The sequence below is a fragment of the Paenibacillus sp. FSL F4-0122 genome (genome assembly GCF_038002845.1).
Taxonomy (GTDB): Bacteria; Bacillota; Bacilli; order Paenibacillales; family Paenibacillaceae; genus Paenibacillus_AQ; species Paenibacillus_AQ odorifer.
This window is the reverse complement of record NZ_JBBODI010000001.1, coordinates 4103073-4124173: the sequence shown is the minus strand read 5'-3', so window position 1 is coordinate 4124173 and position 21101 is coordinate 4103073. Positions and strand designations below refer to the sequence as shown.

At 45.3% G+C, this 21101-nt stretch carries 17 protein-coding genes; 2 read left to right on the top strand and 15 right to left on the bottom strand.

Annotated features, from left to right (window positions below; translation table 11 throughout):
- Nucleotides 1-35: 35 nt before the first annotated feature.
- From MHH49_RS17810 to MHH49_RS17765, 10 genes are all read right to left on the bottom strand, one after another.
- Nucleotides 36-2825: a hypothetical protein gene (locus MHH49_RS17810; RefSeq protein ID WP_341138309.1), complete on the bottom strand. Its 2790-nt coding sequence runs from the start codon at nucleotides 2823-2825 to the stop codon at nucleotides 36-38.
- A 4-nt stretch (nucleotides 2826-2829) separates the two neighbouring features.
- Nucleotides 2830-3678, bottom strand: a complete 849-nt coding sequence (locus tag MHH49_RS17805; RefSeq protein WP_341138308.1) for a carbohydrate ABC transporter permease — start codon at nucleotides 3676-3678, stop codon at nucleotides 2830-2832.
- Between the two features lie 5 nt (nucleotides 3679-3683).
- Nucleotides 3684-4589, bottom strand: coding sequence for a carbohydrate ABC transporter permease (locus tag MHH49_RS17800; RefSeq protein ID WP_094901505.1), 906 nt, complete (start codon nucleotides 4587-4589; stop codon nucleotides 3684-3686).
- Between the two features lie 65 nt (nucleotides 4590-4654).
- Complete coding sequence (locus MHH49_RS17795; RefSeq protein WP_341138307.1) at nucleotides 4655-5998, bottom strand: ABC transporter substrate-binding protein; 1344 nt, start codon at nucleotides 5996-5998, stop codon at nucleotides 4655-4657.
- A gap of 158 nt (nucleotides 5999-6156) precedes the next feature.
- Nucleotides 6157-7716: a response regulator transcription factor gene (locus MHH49_RS17790; RefSeq protein ID WP_176462555.1), complete on the bottom strand. Its 1560-nt coding sequence runs from the start codon at nucleotides 7714-7716 to the stop codon at nucleotides 6157-6159.
- Entirely contained in the window at nucleotides 7709-9466 is a 1758-nt protein-coding gene (locus MHH49_RS17785) for a sensor histidine kinase (RefSeq protein WP_176462554.1), read from the bottom strand. The genes MHH49_RS17790 and MHH49_RS17785 overlap by 8 nt, the downstream gene beginning before the upstream one ends.
- Before the next feature lie 428 nt (nucleotides 9467-9894).
- Entirely contained in the window at nucleotides 9895-11325 is a 1431-nt protein-coding gene (locus tag MHH49_RS17780; protein ID WP_094901497.1) for a 6-phospho-beta-glucosidase, read from the bottom strand.
- Between the two features lie 42 nt (nucleotides 11326-11367).
- Nucleotides 11368-13272: a beta-glucoside-specific PTS transporter subunit IIABC gene (locus MHH49_RS17775; RefSeq protein WP_341138306.1), complete on the bottom strand. Its 1905-nt coding sequence runs from the start codon at nucleotides 13270-13272 to the stop codon at nucleotides 11368-11370.
- 110 nt (nucleotides 13273-13382) lie between these two features.
- Entirely contained in the window at nucleotides 13383-14225 is an 843-nt protein-coding gene (gene licT, locus MHH49_RS17770) for a BglG family transcription antiterminator LicT (protein WP_076222849.1), read from the bottom strand.
- 521 nt (nucleotides 14226-14746) lie between these two features.
- The gene (locus tag MHH49_RS17765; protein ID WP_341138305.1) at nucleotides 14747-16069 is read right to left on the bottom strand and encodes a 6-phospho-beta-glucosidase; all 1323 of its coding nucleotides are present in this window, start codon (nucleotides 16067-16069) and stop codon (nucleotides 14747-14749) included.
- Nucleotides 16070-16227: 158 nt separating this feature from the next.
- Between MHH49_RS17765 and MHH49_RS17760 the strand changes: the two genes are divergently transcribed.
- Complete coding sequence (locus MHH49_RS17760; protein WP_076222854.1) at nucleotides 16228-17193, top strand: LacI family DNA-binding transcriptional regulator; 966 nt, start codon at nucleotides 16228-16230, stop codon at nucleotides 17191-17193.
- 70 nt (nucleotides 17194-17263) lie between these two features.
- Here MHH49_RS17760 and MHH49_RS17755 read toward each other — a convergent pair whose 3' ends face one another.
- Nucleotides 17264-17686: an Lrp/AsnC family transcriptional regulator gene (locus tag MHH49_RS17755; RefSeq protein WP_076222857.1), complete on the bottom strand. Its 423-nt coding sequence runs from the start codon at nucleotides 17684-17686 to the stop codon at nucleotides 17264-17266.
- A gap of 163 nt (nucleotides 17687-17849) precedes the next feature.
- On the opposite strand from MHH49_RS17755, the gene MHH49_RS17750 reads away from it, so the two are divergent.
- Complete coding sequence (locus MHH49_RS17750) at nucleotides 17850-18611, top strand: MBL fold metallo-hydrolase (RefSeq protein ID WP_341138304.1); 762 nt, start codon at nucleotides 17850-17852, stop codon at nucleotides 18609-18611.
- A 134-nt stretch (nucleotides 18612-18745) separates the two neighbouring features.
- Here the strand turns inward: MHH49_RS17750 and MHH49_RS17745 are convergent, their stop codons facing one another.
- From MHH49_RS17745 to MHH49_RS17730, 4 genes are read right to left on the bottom strand one after another with little or no spacing between them, the layout of a single operon-like run.
- On the bottom strand, nucleotides 18746-19081 hold the full coding sequence (locus MHH49_RS17745; protein ID WP_076222861.1) for a thioredoxin family protein: 336 nt from the start codon (nucleotides 19079-19081) through the stop codon (nucleotides 18746-18748).
- 38 nt (nucleotides 19082-19119) lie between these two features.
- Nucleotides 19120-19686, bottom strand: coding sequence for a TlpA family protein disulfide reductase (locus tag MHH49_RS17740; RefSeq protein WP_254924526.1), 567 nt, complete (start codon nucleotides 19684-19686; stop codon nucleotides 19120-19122).
- 9 nt (nucleotides 19687-19695) lie between these two features.
- Complete coding sequence (locus MHH49_RS17735; RefSeq protein WP_094901491.1) at nucleotides 19696-20418, bottom strand: cytochrome c biogenesis CcdA family protein; 723 nt, start codon at nucleotides 20416-20418, stop codon at nucleotides 19696-19698.
- Nucleotides 20411-21094: a hypothetical protein gene (locus MHH49_RS17730; protein ID WP_341138303.1), complete on the bottom strand. Its 684-nt coding sequence runs from the start codon at nucleotides 21092-21094 to the stop codon at nucleotides 20411-20413. Before MHH49_RS17730 ends, MHH49_RS17735 begins: the two co-directional genes overlap by 8 nt.
- Nucleotides 21095-21101 lie beyond the last annotated feature (7 nt).

The window sequence follows — 21101 nt, the reverse complement described above, 5'->3', positions numbered from 1 at the left end:
GTTCTCCTTCATTCAAAGTTTCTTCTGCATTCCTGTTACCCGTAGTTATCCGCATTCGGATTGGCGGCAACCTTGGACATTTCTGTGCTGACGAACAAGCTGTCCGTGAACACCTCCGTCCATTCCACTGCGGGAGCGAAACGGTCCGAAGCGCAATAGTTCAGCAATGAACGCATAAACTGCCTGGCTTCCGGCCGGTCTTGCTGACTCCAAAGGTCGATGGAACAAATCAGCAGCTGTCCGTTTCCCACCTTTGCTTCGAAAACAACACCGAGCTTATGCTGTCTCGCCACATTATCGATCACCTGAACGATGGGCCGGTAGTCCGTTGAAGTATCGTCCAGCACCATGGCCCGGGAATGCCTCATCAAGTGCCACCATTGCCACTCTGCATGCGAAGACGTCGGAAATTCCGCCAGCGCCGGATGATCGGCAGCACAATAGATGCCTAACGTTCCGGGAGGATCGTACTTCTTGAACATGGGATAACACCAGAAGTCGGGAATGAACGTTCCAACAGGACCGTTACCAAACGACCCGCCCGCCGGAGGAATCAGTAGCACATTCCTGCCGCTCTGCAGTTCACGCCGCGTATCCGCGTCAAAAGCATCCGATACCACAACCGAGGAGGGAATCTGTAACCCGGCGTCATCCGGGTATACCCACAGCCTATATTCGTTGCTGTAGGGCGTTCCGGCAATGTTGATTTGAAGTGTCAAGTTGTCCGCTTGTGTCATTGCGGGAATCCGATATTCAAGCTCCCCGGCGAGCCACAGCTTGCCTTGGGGAATATTGGCTGCCGGATAACTCCCTTCTCCGATCGTACGGCCACAGCCATCGGTGATCGACCAGACTACTTCGACATCTGTAAGCGGGCCCGGCCCATAATTTGCAATCTCTATCTGCCCCAGAATACTTTCGCCTTCGCTCCACACATACCGATGAAGCCGGGCGAGAGGAACCACTTCGCAGCAGAAACGCCGCCATTCCTCAGGAACAACAATCCCCTTGGATTCCATAAAAGCATCCAACATGCCGACCAAGGCTCCACCCTGGCCGGGGAAATCCTGCAAATCCAGCAGTTGAAAACCGGCCATCCCCGGGGTCCGCAGAGCCGCCTCAATCTCCTCGCGGTAGCATAGAGCGGCAAGCTGTCCAGAAGCGGCATGAAGCTCATCTGCCTGCTGGAGCAGTCCAGAAGCAGCCGCCAGATTGCGGAATCCTATAAGATGTCCCGGCTCCAGCACCCCCAGGTATTTGTCAATCTCCCTGAAATCGGGGTAAACCTGAAATTGTCCGACTTCATGCCCGATCACCGGGATCGGTACACCCTGGATTTCTTCGTGGTAATCCTTCCGGCCAGAAGGGGGACTGTTGTTAATAAACCCGCGTGTCGGATGCGGTGTCGCTCCGCGGACATGCTTCCCTCCGTATCCTGCCTTCTTCACATTCCAGACCCCTTCGGTCCAGAAGGTGGTCCAGTAATCCGAGTTGCCAGGCAACCCCGCCTGGAGGAAAAAATTATTGGAGCCGATAGCATATAGTTTGCCTGGGTCCCAATTGCGGGCCTTCTCTACGAGCGCCTCCATCCGTTCCATCGAACCCGACAGCTCATTCCCCCAGGCAAACATGACAAATGACGGATGGTTGCCATATGCTTCAATAATCCGGAAGGCCTCACCCGAGAAATAGCCCCACTCCTCATCATTCTGAAACGCGGTCCCGGGGTCCCAGAACGGAAGCTCCGGCTGCAAATAAGTGCCTGTCTCGTCGGCTGCTTCAAAAGCGGCCTGCGGCGGACACCAGGAATGAAAGCGATAATGGTTAATACCGTAAGCCTTTGCCGTCCGAAAAACCTGAAGCCAGGACTCCTTATCCATAGGGGCATATCCCGTTAACGGGAATACACAGCCATCATGTTTGCCACGCAGGAACGTCTTGTTGCCATTCACTATAAATTGGGTTCCTGATACACCAAAAGTCCGAATTCCCAGAGGAGCGGTGAATTCATCTTCATTTGATCGGTCCTGGTACTTTCCCTCCAGCACAGCATGTACCGTGTACATGTTAGGGTTAAATTCATCCCATAACTGTAAAGCATCGGTTGCAGGGATCAGAAACGGAATTTCTCCACCTGAGGATTCCGTTTCAAGCTGGAAAGGAATTCTCCCGCTATCGTACAGCTTCTGACCGGCAGAATCCTGGACCTGGATGGACACATATCCGTCCGCAAAGCCCTGGTCCGGTTTGCTTACCGTAACTCTGCCTTTAACCGTTCCTCCCTGTTGAGGATACAGGCGAAGCTGCCCGATCCGCAGCGGATCGGTTGCGGTAAGCTGGATGGCTCCAAGGATACCGTTCCAGTTCGTCTGGGTATGATCCGTCGCCATATGCGAGTTGCGGATACTTCTCCAGCCCATAATTCCGGAGCTGTTATCCACGATGACCGAGAGAACATGTGGTCCCGGCTCAAGATAACCGCTCACATTATACAGCTGAGGTGTGGACAACGTGTTGCTGCGTCCTACCTGTACCCCGTCGATCCAAAGCTCCGTTTCCCGCGTCCGCTCCATTCCGAAGAAAAGCACTTTGTCCCGCCATTCCTCTGGAATCATCACCCGGCGTTCGTAACGGGCACGCCCTTCATACGCATGCTTACGGGTCAGATGCTCAGAGGAAGTGTCCGGTACAGGCCCCAGCCCATGCTCATCAAGCGTTCCTGGTAATGTAATTTCCCTGGATATGGTCTTTCCCGGTTCATTCCAGTCTTCCAGCGTAGCGCTCCAGCTGCCGTTCAAACCTATTATTTGCCTGCTATTCATCATCCACTCATCCTTTCAATCCCGTCGTGCTGATACCTTCTACGATATAACGCTGGAATACAAAGAAGATAAGGATAGGCGGAATAAGCGATAATGTAGCCATTGCAAACATGGCTGACCAATCCGTACCGGAGCTCGGATCTGCGAACAGACGGAGTGCAACACTGATCGTATACAACTGCGGTTTGCCTAAATAAATCAGCGCGCCGAAGAAATTGTCCCAGGACCAATAAAATTCGAAGATGGCGGTTGTCACCAAAGCCGGCTTAATCAGCGGAAGAATGACCCGTGAGAATATGCCGAACCGGCTGCAGCCGTCGATTTTGGCCGCTTCATCCAGCTCATAAGGAATGGTGCGGATGAACTGCAAGAGCAGGAAGATAAAGAAGGCAGATCCGAAAAATGACGGGACAATCAAGGGCAGGAACGTATTGACCCAACCCATTTTATGAAAAATAATATACTGCGGAATTTGCACAATCTGTCCCGGCAGCAGCAGAGTCAGCATCACGGTTCCGAACCAGAAGCCTTTCAGCTTAAACGGTATTCTCGCGAATCCGTAAGCAATCAACGAACAGGAGACAAGGGTTCCCACTACCACTGAACATACGATAATGATTGTATTTTTGAAGAATGTCCCGAAGGTAATTCCCGCAAACCCCTGCCATCCGGTTGTATAATTGCTGAAGTCCCAGCTTCTAGGGATCAGAGATTGCGCACTCACAAAAACTTGGGAGCTCTCCTTAAACGAGCTGGCGACCATCCAGACCAGCGGGTATAGCGAGACGATCCCGATGATGAGACACACTAGCTGGATCGTCAGCTTACCCACACTAAACTTTGAAATTTGTATCATAATGACTATCCTTTCGACTCGTAATGTACCCATGAGGACGACGATTTAAAGACAAGCGCGGTCAGAACCGCAACAATTACCAGCAAGAAGCAGGACAGCGCCGCAGCATATCCCATATCCAGGAATTCAAAGCCCTGGCGGTACACATAGAGCTGATAGAACAAGGTCCGGTCCAGCGGTCCGCCTGACGTAATGATAAGTCCCTGGGTAAACGTCATAAATCCGCCGATGATTTGCATTACAAGATTGAACAGGATGACCGGAGTCAGCAAAGGAAGCGTGATTTTTACAAACCGGTGAAACGCATTCGCGCCGTCAACAACCGCCGCTTCATAATAGGAATCCGGAATGTTCTTCAGCCCGGCAAGAAAAATAATCATGGGGGAACCGAACTGCCAAATGGCCATCAGGATGAGCGTCCACAGCGCCGTATCGGGATTGGCAATCCATGATGTGTTCGGGCTGGTGCCGGTTAAAACTCCAATGATTCCGTTGACAGCCCCGTTAAGTCCAAACAGCTGGCCCCACATAACCGCCACAGCTACACTGCCTCCGATAATGGATGGTACGTAGAAGGCGGTTCGGTATAGTCCCACAAGCTTAATCTTCATATTCAGTAGCATGGCAATGAACAAAGCGAAGATGAGACGAAGCGGGATCGCTGTCAGAACATAGAAGAACGTGACTTTAAGACTGGTTACGAATTTCTCGTCCACGGTGAACATGCGGATAAAATTATCCAGCCCGATCCACTTGGGTGTCGATATGAGGTCATAATTCGTAAAGGAAAAGTAGAACAATGCCACGAACGGAATGGCCGTAAACGCGATAAAGCCAATAATCCAAGGTAAAATAAATAGATAGCCGACTCTGTTCTCATAACCGCCTGCTTTTGCGACTTTCTGTGCCATTATCTTCACCACACCTATCTACGGCCGGCTGCTTAATCGTAATCAAGAGCCGGCCGCTTTGTTTGTCACTGCTTATGCTTGGCCACTATAGCTGCGGCATCCTTCTGCAGCTTCTCATATGCATCCTGGATCGAAATCTGATCGTACATAATCTGCTGTTCCAGATCAACCATGAGCGTATCGATTTCCGTAGCCCCGGCCGGAGCTGGCAGGTCGAGCGGGCTGCTATGCTCAGCTACAGTTTCCATATAATCGGCTACATCCTTCATTTCAGGCTCGAACTGTTCCATTAAGGCAGCGCGTACGGTACTTGAAATCGGCATCCCTCGGTTCGCATTCAGCACTTTGTTCGCTTCAACATCGTTAATGAAGTAACTGATAAACTTTGCCGCTGTTTCTTTGTTGGCGGAATTGGCAGCGATGGAGAAATGCAGACCCGGCCGTACATCCATTGCCTTCTCAGAATTCGGTCCAGGCATAAGAATCATCTTAAGCGGACGTGCTGCCGCTTTTACAATTCCGGGATACTGGTTTGTATAACCAACCATCACAGCAGATTGGCCCTTCACGAGGAACGACTCCTCCGGATTTTTTACTGACATGGAGGCGTCCATCTTCGGAATAAGGCCTTCCTTAGCCCATTCCTGACGGTAAGTAAAGAAATCAGTGTATAATTTTTCATCAAAACCGATTCCTGTATCCTCAGCATTTACGGTCTGATCAAACTGTCGGGCATAATAAGGCAAAGTGAAGGCGATGTTGAATAGGTCGTCTGCCCCATATGCACCGGTGATCTCCTTCAGCTTTTTCAAATCTTCATACAGCGCTTCCCAGTTCGCGTAACCGTTTTCAGGAACGGTCAGGCCCGCTTTTTCATAAGCAGCAGGGTCAACGATCATGACTCTGGCATTGACACCGAGAGGAATCCCATACATCTTGCCGTCCGAGCCTATACCGCCGGACAGCGTGCTCTCCCCAATCTCCGAAACATCAATCAGACCTTTCTCGATATAAGCGTCCAATGGCTCAACCAGCCCTTTATCAACAAACTGATTCGCATCGCTGGCGCCTACATAAAACTGAAAAATATCAGGCATATTGTTGGAAGCGGCAAGGAGCGTGAGCTTTTGGTAATACCCGTCGAATCCCTGATATTCCGGCGTGAAGGTTACTCCAGGATTGGCTTTGGAGTAGAGGTCGAGAACCTCGGACGTTAAATTATGCCGATCCTGATTTCCCCACCAGATCACACGGAGATTGCCTCCTGCTTCCTGCGTACCGCTGCTGCCGGTTTCTTGTGCAGGTTGTGTTGTTCCGCTTGGCTCAGCCGAGTTGCCTCCTGAACATCCGGCAAGAGCAAGGATACAGGCCATTGCCAGGATCATCGTCATGGAAAAGCGTCTCTTCATTAGTTAGCGCCCCTCTAATTGTTGTATTGGTGAACGTATTTGTGTTGTCCGGGCCCGGATAGGTACAAACCGTCTCTATATTTAAAATACATCTCTTTGCTAATCTCCAACATGGAAAAAACAGAGGTTCTTCTTGAAATAAATCGAGGTTTTGCAGATCACCGTTCCTGTGCCTCCCTGCTGCGAATATACTCTGTTGGCGTCATGCCAGCGTATCTCTTGAACAATTTGGAAAAGTATTGGGCATCCTCAGGATACCCCATCATCACGGCAATATCGTAAATTCTCAGATCCTTGTCCTGCTCCATCAGCCTTTTGGCCGATTCCATCCGCAGCCTAACCAAATAATTTGAGAATTTGCTGCCCATTTTCTTGGTGAACATTTTCCCAAGATAATCTACATTCACATACAGCAGCTCATTTCCGATCCACTTTAACGATAAATCAGGATTACCCAGATTATTTTCTATAATCCGAAGCACCGAGTCGATTAGATCATTTTGCCGTTTGGCCGCCCAACCGGAATTCCGTGCAGCCAGCTCCAGTGCCGTTTCCTCCAGCAGCTGAAAAGCCCCGCGAAGGGAGGGCATATTGTACAGCTGCGGAATAACGGTCACATATTCGTCCAGTCCCCCGTCGCTCTGGCGGATCACGGTCAGGAACAGATCGAGGCATAATTTCCTGGCTGCAGCCGCATCGAATAAGCCGTTCTCGAGCCATCTGCCCGCTTCAATAATGGTTTCCCTCACCTCTGCGGGATTGCCTGTACGGACTGCCAGCGCCAGCCGATCCGATACATTTGCCGTGTCCGCAGGAAGCTCCCGTTCGGCATCCAGCACATCCTGCGGAGTCACGATATATCCTTCTTGAAAGGCTATGCCGAAGCTCAGACAGCGTCTCACCGTTTCGTACATCGACCGGATGGCGGTGAATCCCCCTTCGTTGCTAATGGCAACAAATATTTCAAACTTATAGTACGCTTTGTAAATCCGCTGAACCTGCTTGACCTTCTCTGATAGCCGTGTGAAATCAACCGCCTTTACAAGTAGCAGAACCTGGTCCCGCACCACTGTCGTTAAATAGGCTCCCTCATCTTTGAACATTTCTTCCGCAATGTTTCTAAGCGCGAATTTGTGAATATACTCCGTTTCTTCATGGAGCGTAAATAACACCAGCTTGAACATTTGCTGCTCAATCATGAACAGGTCCATGAAATAGTCACAATCCTGCTTTTTGTACATTCCAGTGAGCACAATATCCCGTAACAGCTGCTCTTTTACGTGAGGCAACACTTTCTTGAAATCATTCTGCAGCCGTTCCACAAAATGCGCATGCTCCGCCCGCCCTCTCAGTTCAGCGGCCACTTTATGAAGCACTTCTAGAATCTTAGTCTCATTGGACGGCTTCAGCAGATAATGCTTCACTCCCTGAGCCATTGCCTCGCTCGTATAGTCATATTCGCCGTAACCGGACAAGACAATATACTCAGTGTGCGGCGACTCCTCCTTAAGCTCCCTGATTAATGACAGTCCGTCCATGAGAGGCATGCGGATATCCGTAATCACAATGTCGGCAGGCTCACGGCGGAACCGCTCCAAGGCCTCCACCCCGTTGTATGCGGGCTCAAGCAGCTGAAACCCGTTATTCTCCCATGGGATCAGACTGGAGATTCCCTGCACTACCAGTTCCTCATCATCGACAAGCAGTACTTTATACATATGTGTTTCCTCCCCTTGGTATCCTGATCCAGACACTGGTTCCTTTGCCAATCTCACTTTCAATGCCGATGCCATACCCCTCTCCAAAAGTCAGTTGCAGTCTCTCGTGGATGTTCCGTAGTCCGATCCCTGTTCCTTTCGCTTCATAATCCAGACTTCTAAGGCTCTCCAGATAAATCTTGTCCATACCGGGACCGTCATCACTAACCACAAACACAAGCTCTTCCCCATTTTCAGTGATTTCGGAGTGAATCATAATATGGCATACCCCGGCCATCTGGTCTACGGCATGATACACCGCATTCTCCACGATCGGCTGCAGCGCAAACTTCGGGATCTGGCTGCCCTGCGCATCGCTTGGTATATCCACACTGAAATCGATCCGCTTGCCATAGCGTACCTTCTGGATATACATATAGCTGTTAATCAGCTCAATTTCCTCGCGTACGGTCACCATGGTCCGTTTGTTATCCATGGCCCCGCGGAGGAGCAGGCTCAAGGATTCCACCATAGTTGAGATGACCTCATCGCTGCGCATGCGGGCCATCCAATTGATCGAATTCAGCGTATTGTAGAGGAAATGAGGGTTGATTTGCGCCTGCAGCGCCCTATATTCCGTATCTTTAATCACGATTTGCTTCTTGTAATTCTCATCAATCAGCTGCTCGATATTGCGGATCATGCTGTTAAATCTTTTATGCAGATAGCCGATCTCGTCCATTTGAGAGGCCGCGGGGATATCCAGCAGGGAAGCGCTGAAATCGCCTTTTTCTGCGCTGCGCATCTGCCTGGCCAGCTGATTAATCGGCCGGGTGAACCTCTTGGCGAATAAATAGCTGATGGAGCAGGCGATTACAATTAACAATGCGGCAATGAGCAAAATCGTGTTGCGCAGCGCTTTTTTCTCCTGAAACACATCGTCATAGGAAATAAGGCTGATATATTTCCACCCCGTCGCCTGAGACTGCTTGTACGCGAGAAAATAAGATTTGCCGGCGATTTGCTGAACAAAAGAGCCGTAATTGCCTGTCAGTGCAATTGCTCCCACATCAAAGCTTTGGAAGCTTTCTGCCGCAGGCCGGTACAACACACCATAATCGGAAATAACGAACAGCTCTGTCGCTGTACTTGATGCCGGCCGGAAATGGCGCTCCACCAGCTTTTGAAAATCAATCTGAAAAATCAGCGTTCCCAGCGGATCCAGAATCGGTTCGAAAATAGAACGGACTTCTCTTGCCAGAGTCAGTCCTTCATTTTTATTCTCCGGTTCGATCCAGACGCCGGAGCCTTCCCGTTCGTGTGCAGTACGGACAATCCCTGCAATTTGTTCCTCCTGATTGGTCACTCTGTTCTGCCCGACAAAAAATTCGTATCCGCTCGTATTCAGGAACCTGATGGAGGCAATACTCTCTTCCGAAAACATATACTGCATGATCTTATTCTTGAAATCTATCGTTCTGACCGAACGCTCGTACGAGGAAATCCCTCCCTGTATGCTGATCAGCTGCTCCTGAATTCTGGAGTCAAGCGCCATATTCATTGACAGCTTCTCGATATTGCCGATCTCATTTTCAATGCCGGAGACCGACAGATTCATGGCGCGGGAAGCCTGCTCGTACAGCATCTCATCATAGGTTTTAAAAGAGAGGGTTGTGACCACCAGAAATCCGGCGCACACGAGCGAGATCAGCAACAGCATAAAAAATACCAGTCGGTGGAAGATTTTCATTCGTTTGATCATGCTATACATGGAAGTATCTCCTTTGCAGTTGTCTTTTGAAATAGCGCTTTCACAAAAGTGAAACTGAATCTCTTTAATGTTAATTAAGAGTATGTGAAGCGACAAAGACTTTGTCAATAATCTCATTATAAATTTGCATCCTTATTATCCAACGCCTTTTATAAAGGGGGCACTTTACGAATGTCCCAGCGGCTTTTAGTCAAGAAGAAGAAAATCTTAAAAAAGTTTCGGTTTAAGGGAAGATATTCTCCCCGATTAAACCGATAAATCATGTGCCTAATATATTCGCCCGAGATAATAAATTCATGTCATAAAAGTTCATTAAAATGTACAAAAAAATCTCCACAACCAAGCCACAGAGAGATTGTCCAATCCCTAGGAGGTTGCGGAGATATATGGAGTCCATGCTACTGTATAAGAGTTCTTTAAAATGCCAATCAAAAATCCAGATCTTCACCGTTAGTAGCAATAACCTTCTTATACCATTCAAATGATTTCTTTTTGGTTCGTTTAAAGGAACCCTGGCCACGGTCATCCCGATCAACATAGATAAACCCGTACCTTTTTTTCATCTCACCTGTACTTGCACTTACAATATCAATAGGTCCCCAAACAGTATAGCCCAGCAGATCTACGCCGTCGTATTCTACCGCATCCCTCATCGCGCGAATATGCTCGCTTAAGTAGGATATTCGATAATCATCTTCAACATAACCGTTCTCGTCAGGAATATCCACTGCACCTAGGCCATTTTCCACAATAAACAACGGCTTTTGATAGCGATCATAGATGTTGTTCAGCGTAATCCGTAGTCCAAGCGGATCGATCTGCCAGCCCCAATCACTAGCTTTCAGATATGGGTTAGGCAAGCTTGGAAACAGATTTCCTCCAATTGTATCTGTTAATTCAGGATCTGCACTTACGACGCTTGATGAATAATACGAGAAGCCGATAAAATCTACAGTATACTGTTTTAGTAATTCCTTGTCCCCTTCTTCGAACGGAAGCACAATATTTTTGCGTTCCAAGTCTTTGAGCGTATAAGCCGGGTACTCCCCTCTTACTTGAACGTCTATGAAGAAATAACTCTGGTTCTCTACCTGCTTGGCTTTCCAGATATCTTTCGGATCACATGTTCTCGGATATGGAGCGTTGGCTGCCAGCATACACCCCACTTTATTCTCTGGATCTACTTCGTGGGCAATTTTGGTCGCCAGAGCACTGGCCACCAGTTCATGATGACTTGCTGCATATTTTACAGCTTCTGCGTTCTCATTTTCCTCAATAAATAGTCCAGCTGCCAAAAATGGAGCTTCCAGAACCATATTAATCTCATTGAAGGTAATCCAGTATTTAACCAAACCTTTATAACGATTAAAAATGACTGTGCATAATCTTTCATAAAAAGAGACTAGCTTTCTATTTCTCCAAGAACCATACTCTTTAACCAGGTGCATTGGAACATCAAAGTGCGTAATCGTTACGAGAGGCTCTATTTCATACTTGCGGCATTCCTTAAACAACTCCTCGTAGAATTGAAGTCCGGCTTCATTCGGTTCAGTTTCATCACCTTTAGGGAAAATTCTGCTCCATGCAATCGATAACCGATAGACCTTGAAGCCCATTTCGGCAAACAGGGCAATATCTTCTTTAAAGTGATGGTACATATCAATGCCTTCTTTAGCCGGATAATAGTAGTTATGATCATAATCAAACATTTTTATTTTCCCCATCAGAACGCGCTCCCGATCTTGGCCTGTAGGGCTCAAATCCACGTTTGCAAGTCCTCTGCCATCCACATTATAAGCACCTTCAGACTGATTGGCCGAGGTAGCACCGCCCCATAAAAAACCTTCTTTAAAACCCATATAAATCGTCTCCCTCAAACATGTGTAATTGTAGACCGCCTCTTAGAGCAAGCCTGTCAGCAGAACTTCGCCTGCATTCACACTGGATTCTTGTGTCTCGATAATTTCCAGATAACTATCTGTATTCGTAACGATCATTGGTGTCTCAACCGAAAAACCTGCTTTTTCGATTTCTTCAATGTTGAAAGTAACCAGTCTCTGACCTTTTTGAACTGTATCACCTTCCTGTACAAACGCTTCAAAATGTTTTCCTTTTAATCGTACAGTGTTAAAACCAATATGAATCAGTACTTCCATTCCCTCATCGGATACCAGTCCAACAGCATGCTTCGTAGGAAAGAGTGTGACAACCTTGCCATCAAATGGGGCAACCAGTTCACCTGTTGAAGGACGAATTCCAATCCCTCTGCCTAAAACTTCTTGTGAGAATGCTTCATCTTTTACTTCTTTAATAGAAATAACCTCACCGCTCATCGGACTGGACATGACATGTCTTTTGTTCAGTCCGGATTTTGGAGTCTCGACTTCTGCTGTTTCATCTTTGAACATTACAAATGTTAGAATAAATGAAATGATCATGGCAAAAACAACCCCAATAATGGCAATTATAAGGTTGGCTGTTCCAGGATCATTAGGATCAATCATTGTAAAAAATTCAAATATTCCTAATCCTCCGAAAGTAAACTCCCTCAGGTTGTATAGCCCGTAGAATCCTCCTGCAACCCCGGAAACAATACAGCTCATGATAAAGAGTTTTTTTCGCGGAAGCGTAATTCCGTAAACTACCGGCTCGGTTATGCCAAATAGTGCTGAAATAGCCGCAGGTATCCCTAATGCTTTCAAATTTTTATCCTTGGTTTTGATGATAATCGCAAGTACAATGGCCATTTGGGAAAAAGAGGTCGCAAAGACAGAGGCCATAATAGTGTCATAACCTAGCGTCGTAATATTATTTATATAAAGAGGAATTAGTCCCCAGTGGAGTCCGAAAACAAGAATGACTTGCCATAGAAACCCTAATAGAAAACCTGCAAGTAATGGACTTGCGTCCCGTGCAACAAGTATTCCTTGCGCAATCAATTCAGAGGCATAGCTTGCTACAGGGCCTATTATTAAAAATCCCAGAGATAAAGATACCAATACCGTAACCATCGGTACCATAAAAAACTTGACTACATCCGGAACAATTTTATCAAGCACGCGTTGTACTTTAGAAGCAAAGTAGACAACGATGATGACCGGAAGCACGGTGGACGTATAGTTCATGCTGATTAGCGGAATACCAAACAGATCCAGATATACAGGGGAGCTTAATGCTGTACCACTGAACAAGGTATATAGTGGCTCTTTGGAGCCAGCCAAAGCATCCAACTGGATCGCAGGATAACACATGGCCAAGCCAATTAATATACCAATAAAGGGCTGAACTTTAAATTTATTGGCGGAAGTATAGCCCAAAAATACAGGAAGGAACATAAATAAAGCGTCTCCCATAGCATTGATGAGCGTATAAGTTCCACTATCTAAAGAGTATACGCCCAAAACGTTTAACAACGTATTGAGGCCTTTAAGCATTCCGGCTGCTAATAAAATACCAAGAATTGGCTGAAACAAACCGGATATGATATCAATGAGGGCATCTAGCGGCTTTTTCTTTTTGACTACCGTCTCTGCCAAAGGATCCGATTGACCATGATTAAGTTTAGCGAACGATGTAACCTCGGAATACACCTCTGTGACATGATTACCAATAACGACTTGATACTGACCACCGGAGCGTATGACAGTAACTACACCCTCTATTTTTTTCAAAACTTCATCATTTGGCAGTGAGTCATCTTTCAGATGAAATCTTAATCGCGTAACGCAATGTGTCAGATCACTAATGTTTTCTGATCCCCCTACATGGTTCACGATCTCTTCAGCTAACTTTTGATATTTACCCATAGTTTATTCTCCTCCATAACTATTATATAAATAGATCCTGAAGGGTCTGGCCAACTTAATGTCACCATCCTGTCTTGCGTGTAACATCTCACCCCCTTAAAGGAATTATTTTATGAATTTGTTTTGTAAACTACTCTTTGGATATGGACTGTTAGATACAGTTTCTCTTCATTTGTAAGATTGTAACTATAATTAGCTTCGATGTACTTTTCTATTTTTTCAACGCACAAGAAAGCGTTCTTATACTTTGATTTAATTACATCTAGCAGATCCTGATCACTTTCATTTTCATGCATGTTCCCGCTAACTAATCTTTGGGCAAAAAATTTCAGATGTGAAATAAAGCGATAAAAATAAACTGATTTTTCATCAAAATTAATCTGAAAATAAAGCCTTATAATATTGCTTATTTCTTGAATAATTTTAGTTACACGATAGATATCTTGGCTCTCTTCTCTTTCTTCAGCATTCACTATATGCAGAGCAAGGAACCCAGCCTCATCGTCAGGGAATTGAATATCTAGATCTTGACTGATATATTGTAGAGCCTTAACACCAACCTCATATTCTTCAGGATAAAAGCGCTTAATATCCCAAAGTAGTGCATTTTTTAAAATAATGCCATCCCGAAACCGATTCACAGCTGTAAATATATGATCACTTAAAGAGATGTACATACTATCATTCAATTTTTTCCCTAGAGTCAACTTTGCGTAATTTATTATTTGGTCGCTTACATTAAAATATTCAATCGGAATCTCTGTTAAAAGATCCTGTAGTTTAATAAATGATTCCTTAGTTGACAATGAGTAAATCTTTTCAACGACTTGCTCATCAATCAGATCCCCAATTTTTTTTTGATATGCTATTCCTTTGCCCATCACAATAACTTCTTGGTCGAATTTATCCCGTATTACCGCCACGTTATTGTTAAGAATTTTACGTATGATCATGTTCTGCCCTCCTTTATACAAATAAAGACCCGCCCGCACATAATGAAATTAACGTTCCGAAGAAACGTCAATCAAAATGTGCAAGCAGGTCTAGCTTGTAATTAAACAATCACTATCCTTAACTCGCACTTTAATTATATCTATGAATAGTTAATTATTCAATATTTTTTTATTGAGAGAAGATTTCCATAAGGTTGATGCACTCATCATTATTTCCGATATTCCTTTTATTAATCATCCAGTGTCTGGCCTACGGCACCAACAAGTGTTTTCACTTATGGAAAGTGGTTCCATCCGAATGCTGCAGGTAATTCGGATGTATTCTTTCGAACAGAATACAAAACGAGCCAGAGAGTCAACTGCCCGGGCTCGTTCTTGTAAAATCCACATAAAGGGAAAGCTCAGCCGTACCGCTTTGGCGATAGCACAACCGGCTATCTAACTCCAAAAATATGGGCCGTCCCAGCCATTTCATAACTTATGGGAAGCCCCTTCGTAATGAATATATATTTAAAACATACTCACTTATAGAATTGAGGAAGGTATTCGCGATGGGCCTCCAACATCTCATCCAGAACAATTTTTGCGGCATCTCCGCTCGTTACAAGAGGATTCAATGTGAAAGCCTGCAGGGCGGTCGCATAATCTCCCGTAACCGCGGCTTCGACTGTGAGCTCTTCCATCGACTTCATTAACTGCAGCAGCCCCCGCTGGGCTGGCGGGAACGCTCCGAAGTGGACCGGCTCCGCCCCATGCGCCGTGATAATACTCGTTACTTCGATGGCACTCTCGTAAGGAAGATCGCTGATCGTGCCTCGATTCCGGGTATTGACCACCATTCTTGTGCCTTTATTGTTGTAAATCGAATTGATGATTTCACAGGCCGCATCGCTGTAATAAGCCCCTCCGCGTTTCTCCAGCTCCTTGGGCTTATAGTCGAGGTTTGGATCTTTGTACAGTTCAAACAAACTCTCCTCCAGGCGCTTGACGACCTGCCCACGGGTTCCTTCTCCGTTTGCCTCTTCCAGTTCCTCTTTCAGCATACTGTCGGTCATGTAGTAGTAACGGTGATAAGGACAAGGCAGCATCTCCAGATGGGCAATTTGTTCAGACAAGAACCGCATTTCTTTAATGTTCTCAACCAATTTTTCCGGCTTGGCGTCCGGCCCGTACAATTTATCTATAACCTCGGCCGTAAGCTCTTCGCCGTTTTGGCCATAAACTTTATGCCAATGAAGATGGTTGATGCCGGCAAATTTGAAGAAGAGGTCCTCTTCCTCCTTCTCGATTACAGCTGCCTCGTTCTTGACCGCCATGATCGGAACATTGCATAACCCGATAACTTTCTCCCACTTCCCGTACCGAAGCACAGCTTCCGTAACCATACCTGCAGGATTAGTGAAGTTGATTAGCCAGGCCTCTGGACACAGCTCTTTCATATCTTCGACGATCTCAAGAACGATCGGAATGGTACGGAACGCCTTCAGCATGCCACCCGCTCCGTTGGTTTCCTGTCCGATCATGCCGTGTTTAAGAGGAATCATCTCGTCTTTAATTCGCGCTTCCAGCAGCCCTACCCGGAATTGGGTTGTCACGAAGTCAGCATTCTCAAGCGCCAGTCTCCGATCAAGGGTCAGGTGAATGTCGCATTCGATCCCCGCAGCCTTTATCATCCGTTTTGCCATGGCACCTACAATTTCAAGCTTATCTTTACCAGCCTCTATGTCCACCAGCCATAGTTCGCTGACCGGGAGTTCATGATGCCGTTTAATAAATCCTTCGATCAATTCCGGTGTGTAGCTGGAACCGCCGCCGATGGTCACAATCTTCAATTTTTTATTCAATGAGAACGCCTCCTGTATGTGTTAATTCTACTACTCCTCCACATTAATTTATGGAATGCATTACAGGTCAAGCCCACTTTCCTTACATATTGAAGCGGTAAGAAAATTCGATTCTTATCCACTGAATATGCTATCCTTTGATGAAGAGGTGAGAATCCATGACCAATATTCAGGAAATCGCGCGTCTTGCTGGCGTGTCCACAACAACCGTCTCTCGTGTCATCAATCAACACCCTTATGTAAGTGAAACCAAACGTCAAAAAATTCTCGAAATCATTGAACATCTGGATTATGTACCCAACTCCAGTGCCAAGTCCCTTAAAAAAGGAATGACCCGGATTATTGGTGTTTTGACTGGGACGTATACGACCTTATCCACATCATTCATTCAAGCTTTTAACACCATCGCTCAAAAGCATGGGTTCAATGTGATGTTGTTTATTACAAACGGAGATCCTCAGCAAGAACTCGTAGCGCTTGAAATGCTACGCAGTAAGCAGTTGGATGCCTTGGTTTGTCTATTTCGAACCAATGAATGGAATGTAATCGAATCTTATGCCAAGTACGGTCCGATTGTGACTTGGCAGCGGCTTGTGAGCGATACGATTCCCTCAGTCTTCATGGATCAATATCAGGGTTATATGCTAGGACTTGAGTACCTTTACTCCAAAGGATACCGCAGAATCGCGAACGTATTTTCATCAAAAGGATTAAACACTCCGGAACGGATCAGAGCCTATAATGATTTTGCAGCTAAGTATCAAATAAAATCCAATGACTTTCCAGACTTCCACTATAAGCTCAGCATTTTTGATGGAGAAGAGGTTGCAAGATGGTGGATAGAACAGACGAACAGACCGGATGCTATCGCCTGTTCGAACGACAATGTGGCTGCCGGACTTCTCACCGAGCTTCGGCGTGCCGGCTTCACCGCTCCGGTTGACGTCGGCATATTGGGATTCGACAATTCCGAGCTTGCTCATCTGTTAGACCTGACAACTATCCACTATCCTGCAAATGACCAGGCAGAGAATGCCTTTTTGATCATTCTGGATATGCTGGGTCAGCCTGCTCCTAAACCCCGCCTTTTAGAATTTGAATTGATTGAGCGAAAGTCCACCTGAGTCCAATAAACCATAGGCAAAAAATCGGCGTCCTGTCCCCAGCAGAATACGTAGGGGAGCTGACCGCCGATTAATTATCTAACACTCCTTTTTTAATAACCATCGACACTTTGTAGTTCGCATATTCACTCACCTCTCCCAAGAATTCATCTACATGTTTATTAGATGGAAATCTGCACTCCAGAAGATAACACCCATCCCCGCCAATTTTATAATTGTTCAACACAAAGGGCTCTTTCATTTTAATAAAGGCCAACAGCGGTTGGTGATTATGCGTATTTGTATAGAGTGTAATAAAAGCGTGAATAAAACACCCTAATTTGGAATGATTAACTTTTATCGTATACCCTTCAAGCACTCCATTATCCTCCAGTTTCGCAACACGGATTGCGGCTGCTTGCCCGGTCATATGCACTTTCTCCCCTAATTCTTTCATGGTGATACGGCTATTTTTAGATAATTCAGACAGAATAAGAAAATCGGTTTGATCCATGGTAATCCCTCCATTGAAATACGTGAAAATCAAAGCAAGCGTATTTGATATCATTTTCTTTCAAAATTAAAGTTAAATCATCCAAAGACTTGATTTTATATATGTAAGTTAAATGGTCTCCTAGGTACAATAATAATATAACAAAAGAAAAGGAGCTAATTTTATGAAAGTTAGATTGATAAGAAATGCAACTTTGGTTGTTGAATATGCAGGCAAGAAATTTTTGGTTGATCCATTCCTGGCAGAGAAGGGAACTCTTCCGCCATTTCCTGCTTTCACTAAAAATGAACAATATAACCCTTTAGTTCAGTTACCGATATCGCTTGAAGATTTAATTAAGGATGTAGATGCGGTCATTGTTACTCATTTACACTATGACCACTTCGATGAAGCTGCCAAAGAAGTGCTGCCCAAAAACGTGAAAATGTTTGTACAAAATGAAGAAGATGCAACAGAAATCAAAAAAGCCGGCTTCCAGGACATTGAAGTTTTATCGGAGAGCACATCCTTCGAAGGGATCCAATTAGTGAAAACGAAAGGCGAACATGGAAGAGGAGAGATCTTAACCCTGGCGGGAGTAGTTTGTGGTGTTGTTTTTAAACATCCGGATGAGAAAACGTTATATGTCGCCGGAGACACCGTATGGTACGAAGATGTTCAGGAAGAAATCGAAACACACCAGCCGGAAGTCATTGTGGTTAATGGAGGAGATGTCCAGCTCACAGAAGGCGGCTCTTTGATTATGGGAAAAGACGATATTTATGAAGTGCATAAGGCTGCACCTAACGCGGTGATTGTTTCAGTTCACATGGAAACAGTAAATCACTGGACCTTGTCAAGAGCAGAGTTAAAAATCTTCCTAAATGAAAAAGGGATTACTTCTAATGTATTCGTGCCGGATGACGGCGAATCTTATACACTATAATATATAGGGATTACTGTTCATTATAAATTCAAATAACAGCAGCCGGAGGTTCCGGCTGCTGTTATTCTTTTGCCATAGCCCCCACCGTATTCAAAAAACGACTCAGCCTTGGCTGAAGCGCCACCATTAGTGAACTATTCATTATAAATCTGATAAATATAGTCCAGCTTTTCCTTCAACAGTGATAAACGAACAAATCGATCTTCTCTCAAATACTCTTTTTGTTCGATGAACAAGAGCATCATCGGAGCACTCAGAATAAGAAACTTTCCTGCTACCTCTTCTACTTTGCTGGCATCAATATGCCCGAGACGGATAATTGGATAATGGGACAGGAGTTCTTTGAGTTTGGGCAACAGTGCATGACAGATGCTGCAATCGGGCTTAGAAATATATAAAAAGCTCAGTTCGTAATCCTTAAGAAAATTCTCGATTTCCCGTAGCGTAGTTAATTCATATACTTCTTTCATTATGAAACCTCATTTCAGTTAACCAAATAGTTTTTTTCTTAACGGATTCTGGATATATATTTTTCCATTATTTCATAGCTGATCGCCCCTTGAAATTTTTCCAGGATGACTCCTTCGGTGTCCAGTAAATATGTTGTGGGGTAAGCAACAACTTGATAAGTTTGCACAACCTCATTCTTCTCGTCCGTAACAATTGGAAAGGTGAGTTGTTGTTCATTAACGAAGGTCTGAACGACTTCCAAATTCTCTTCTGTAAGCGTCATGTTGACCCCCAGAATGACAACATCTTTTGCCTTGAAATCCTGAAAAATATTCTGCATATGAGGCATTTCCACCTGACATGGCGGACACCAGGTAGCCCAAAAATTAATCAATACGATCTTGCCCTTAAAATCAGACAACTGAACTGTAGTCCCCTTTAAGTCCGTAAGCGCAAAGTCCGGCGCCAGCTGTCCCTTCAGGATCCCCGTCCTCAACTGCTTGTTTTCTGACTTCGTTATTTGTATTGTTTCAGGGGGTGATTTTTTGAAATAATCGTAACCGCCATAAACGACAAGTCCTATCAAAACAAGGATTGCAATCAGGTTTTTTCTCAACTGATTCATCACCATCCACTAAAAGTTGATATCCAAAAGTGTGTATTGGGCCAGCCAGGCACTAATTCTCTGCAGTTGTCCGTTAAACAACAAAAATCCCAGACCTATCACTAACCAGCCGTTCAATTTGGACAGAAAAGGAACCCATTTGTTGATTTTTTTCATTAATTGCAGAGAATAAGTCAGTAACCATGAAATCAGCAGGAACGGTACTCCCATTCCAAGGGAATAGACGGTAAGAAGCCCAACGCCATTCCACAGCGTGTCGCTGGACCCAGCCAGAAGTAAGATAGCTGACAATGCCAAGCCCACACAAGGGCTAAAGCCCGCACCAAAGGCCACACCAGTAAGCAGTGAACGCACTGCACCATGTCTTCTTTTCGTCTTGAATTCTCTTGTCTTACCGGACATCAGTAACCGGAGATTTAGAATCCCCGCCATTTGCATGCCAAAGATAATAATCAATAAGCCGCTTATTTTTTGAATTACATCGCGTTCCCGGGCAAAGAAATAGCCTATAAAACTTGCCGACGCTCCCAGCGTAATAAAAACAAGGCTGAAACCTACTATGAAAAAAAAGGATAGAAAAATCATCTTCCCCCTATTTACAACCAGTTTGCCATCTTGAACGGATGAACCGGTCAAATGAGAAATGAAACCGGGGAGTAACGGAAAAACACAAGGAGATAAAAAGGATAGTACACCTGCGGCAAAGGCCGAGAAAACATTAATATTATTCATCTAACCCTCTCTTTTGCTTGTTATCGGTCAGCCCGCCCATTCCGGCAAGACCCGCAGCGGTTATAAGGAAGAATACCTGTTGCTTGTTGAATGATAAAAACCACGTTTGACGTTCGGAAATAAAAAACCAAAGTACAATATGTCCGATACAGAACCAGACAACGTAAACGAACCTTCTGGCGGCAGGCAAATTTGCTGCTCTTGTAGTCTGTAGAAGTATAAGAAGTACAAGAGCTAGTACTAAGCTTGTCAAATGAAACCATATGTGTTCCACTCCGGTAAGTAGCAATAATATCCTTGAAGCTAAGTAACCCGCCAGCATATATATAATCAAGCCGTCGACCAAAGCCATAAATATGATATTCCGCTTTGAGGCTGCCCTCCAGATATAGACCACTGCTGCCAAAGCTGCCAGCCATGCCCCGCGTTCCCCGCCATCATAATACAGGAGAGAGATCGGACGTCGAATAACCTCTACGGGATAAAACAGCAAATAACTTGCTTTCCAGATAACCATCCATAACCAGAACGCGTTAGTAAGGAGGGGCAACACTTCCTCTTGTACCCTTTGATTCCGATTTCGGTAATGCAGCATCAACCAGCCCGCTGTCCCAAACCAAAAATAGAATATCAGTTGTCCATTTAAGACTAAAGAGCCAACTTGAATATTATGCAATTAGCCA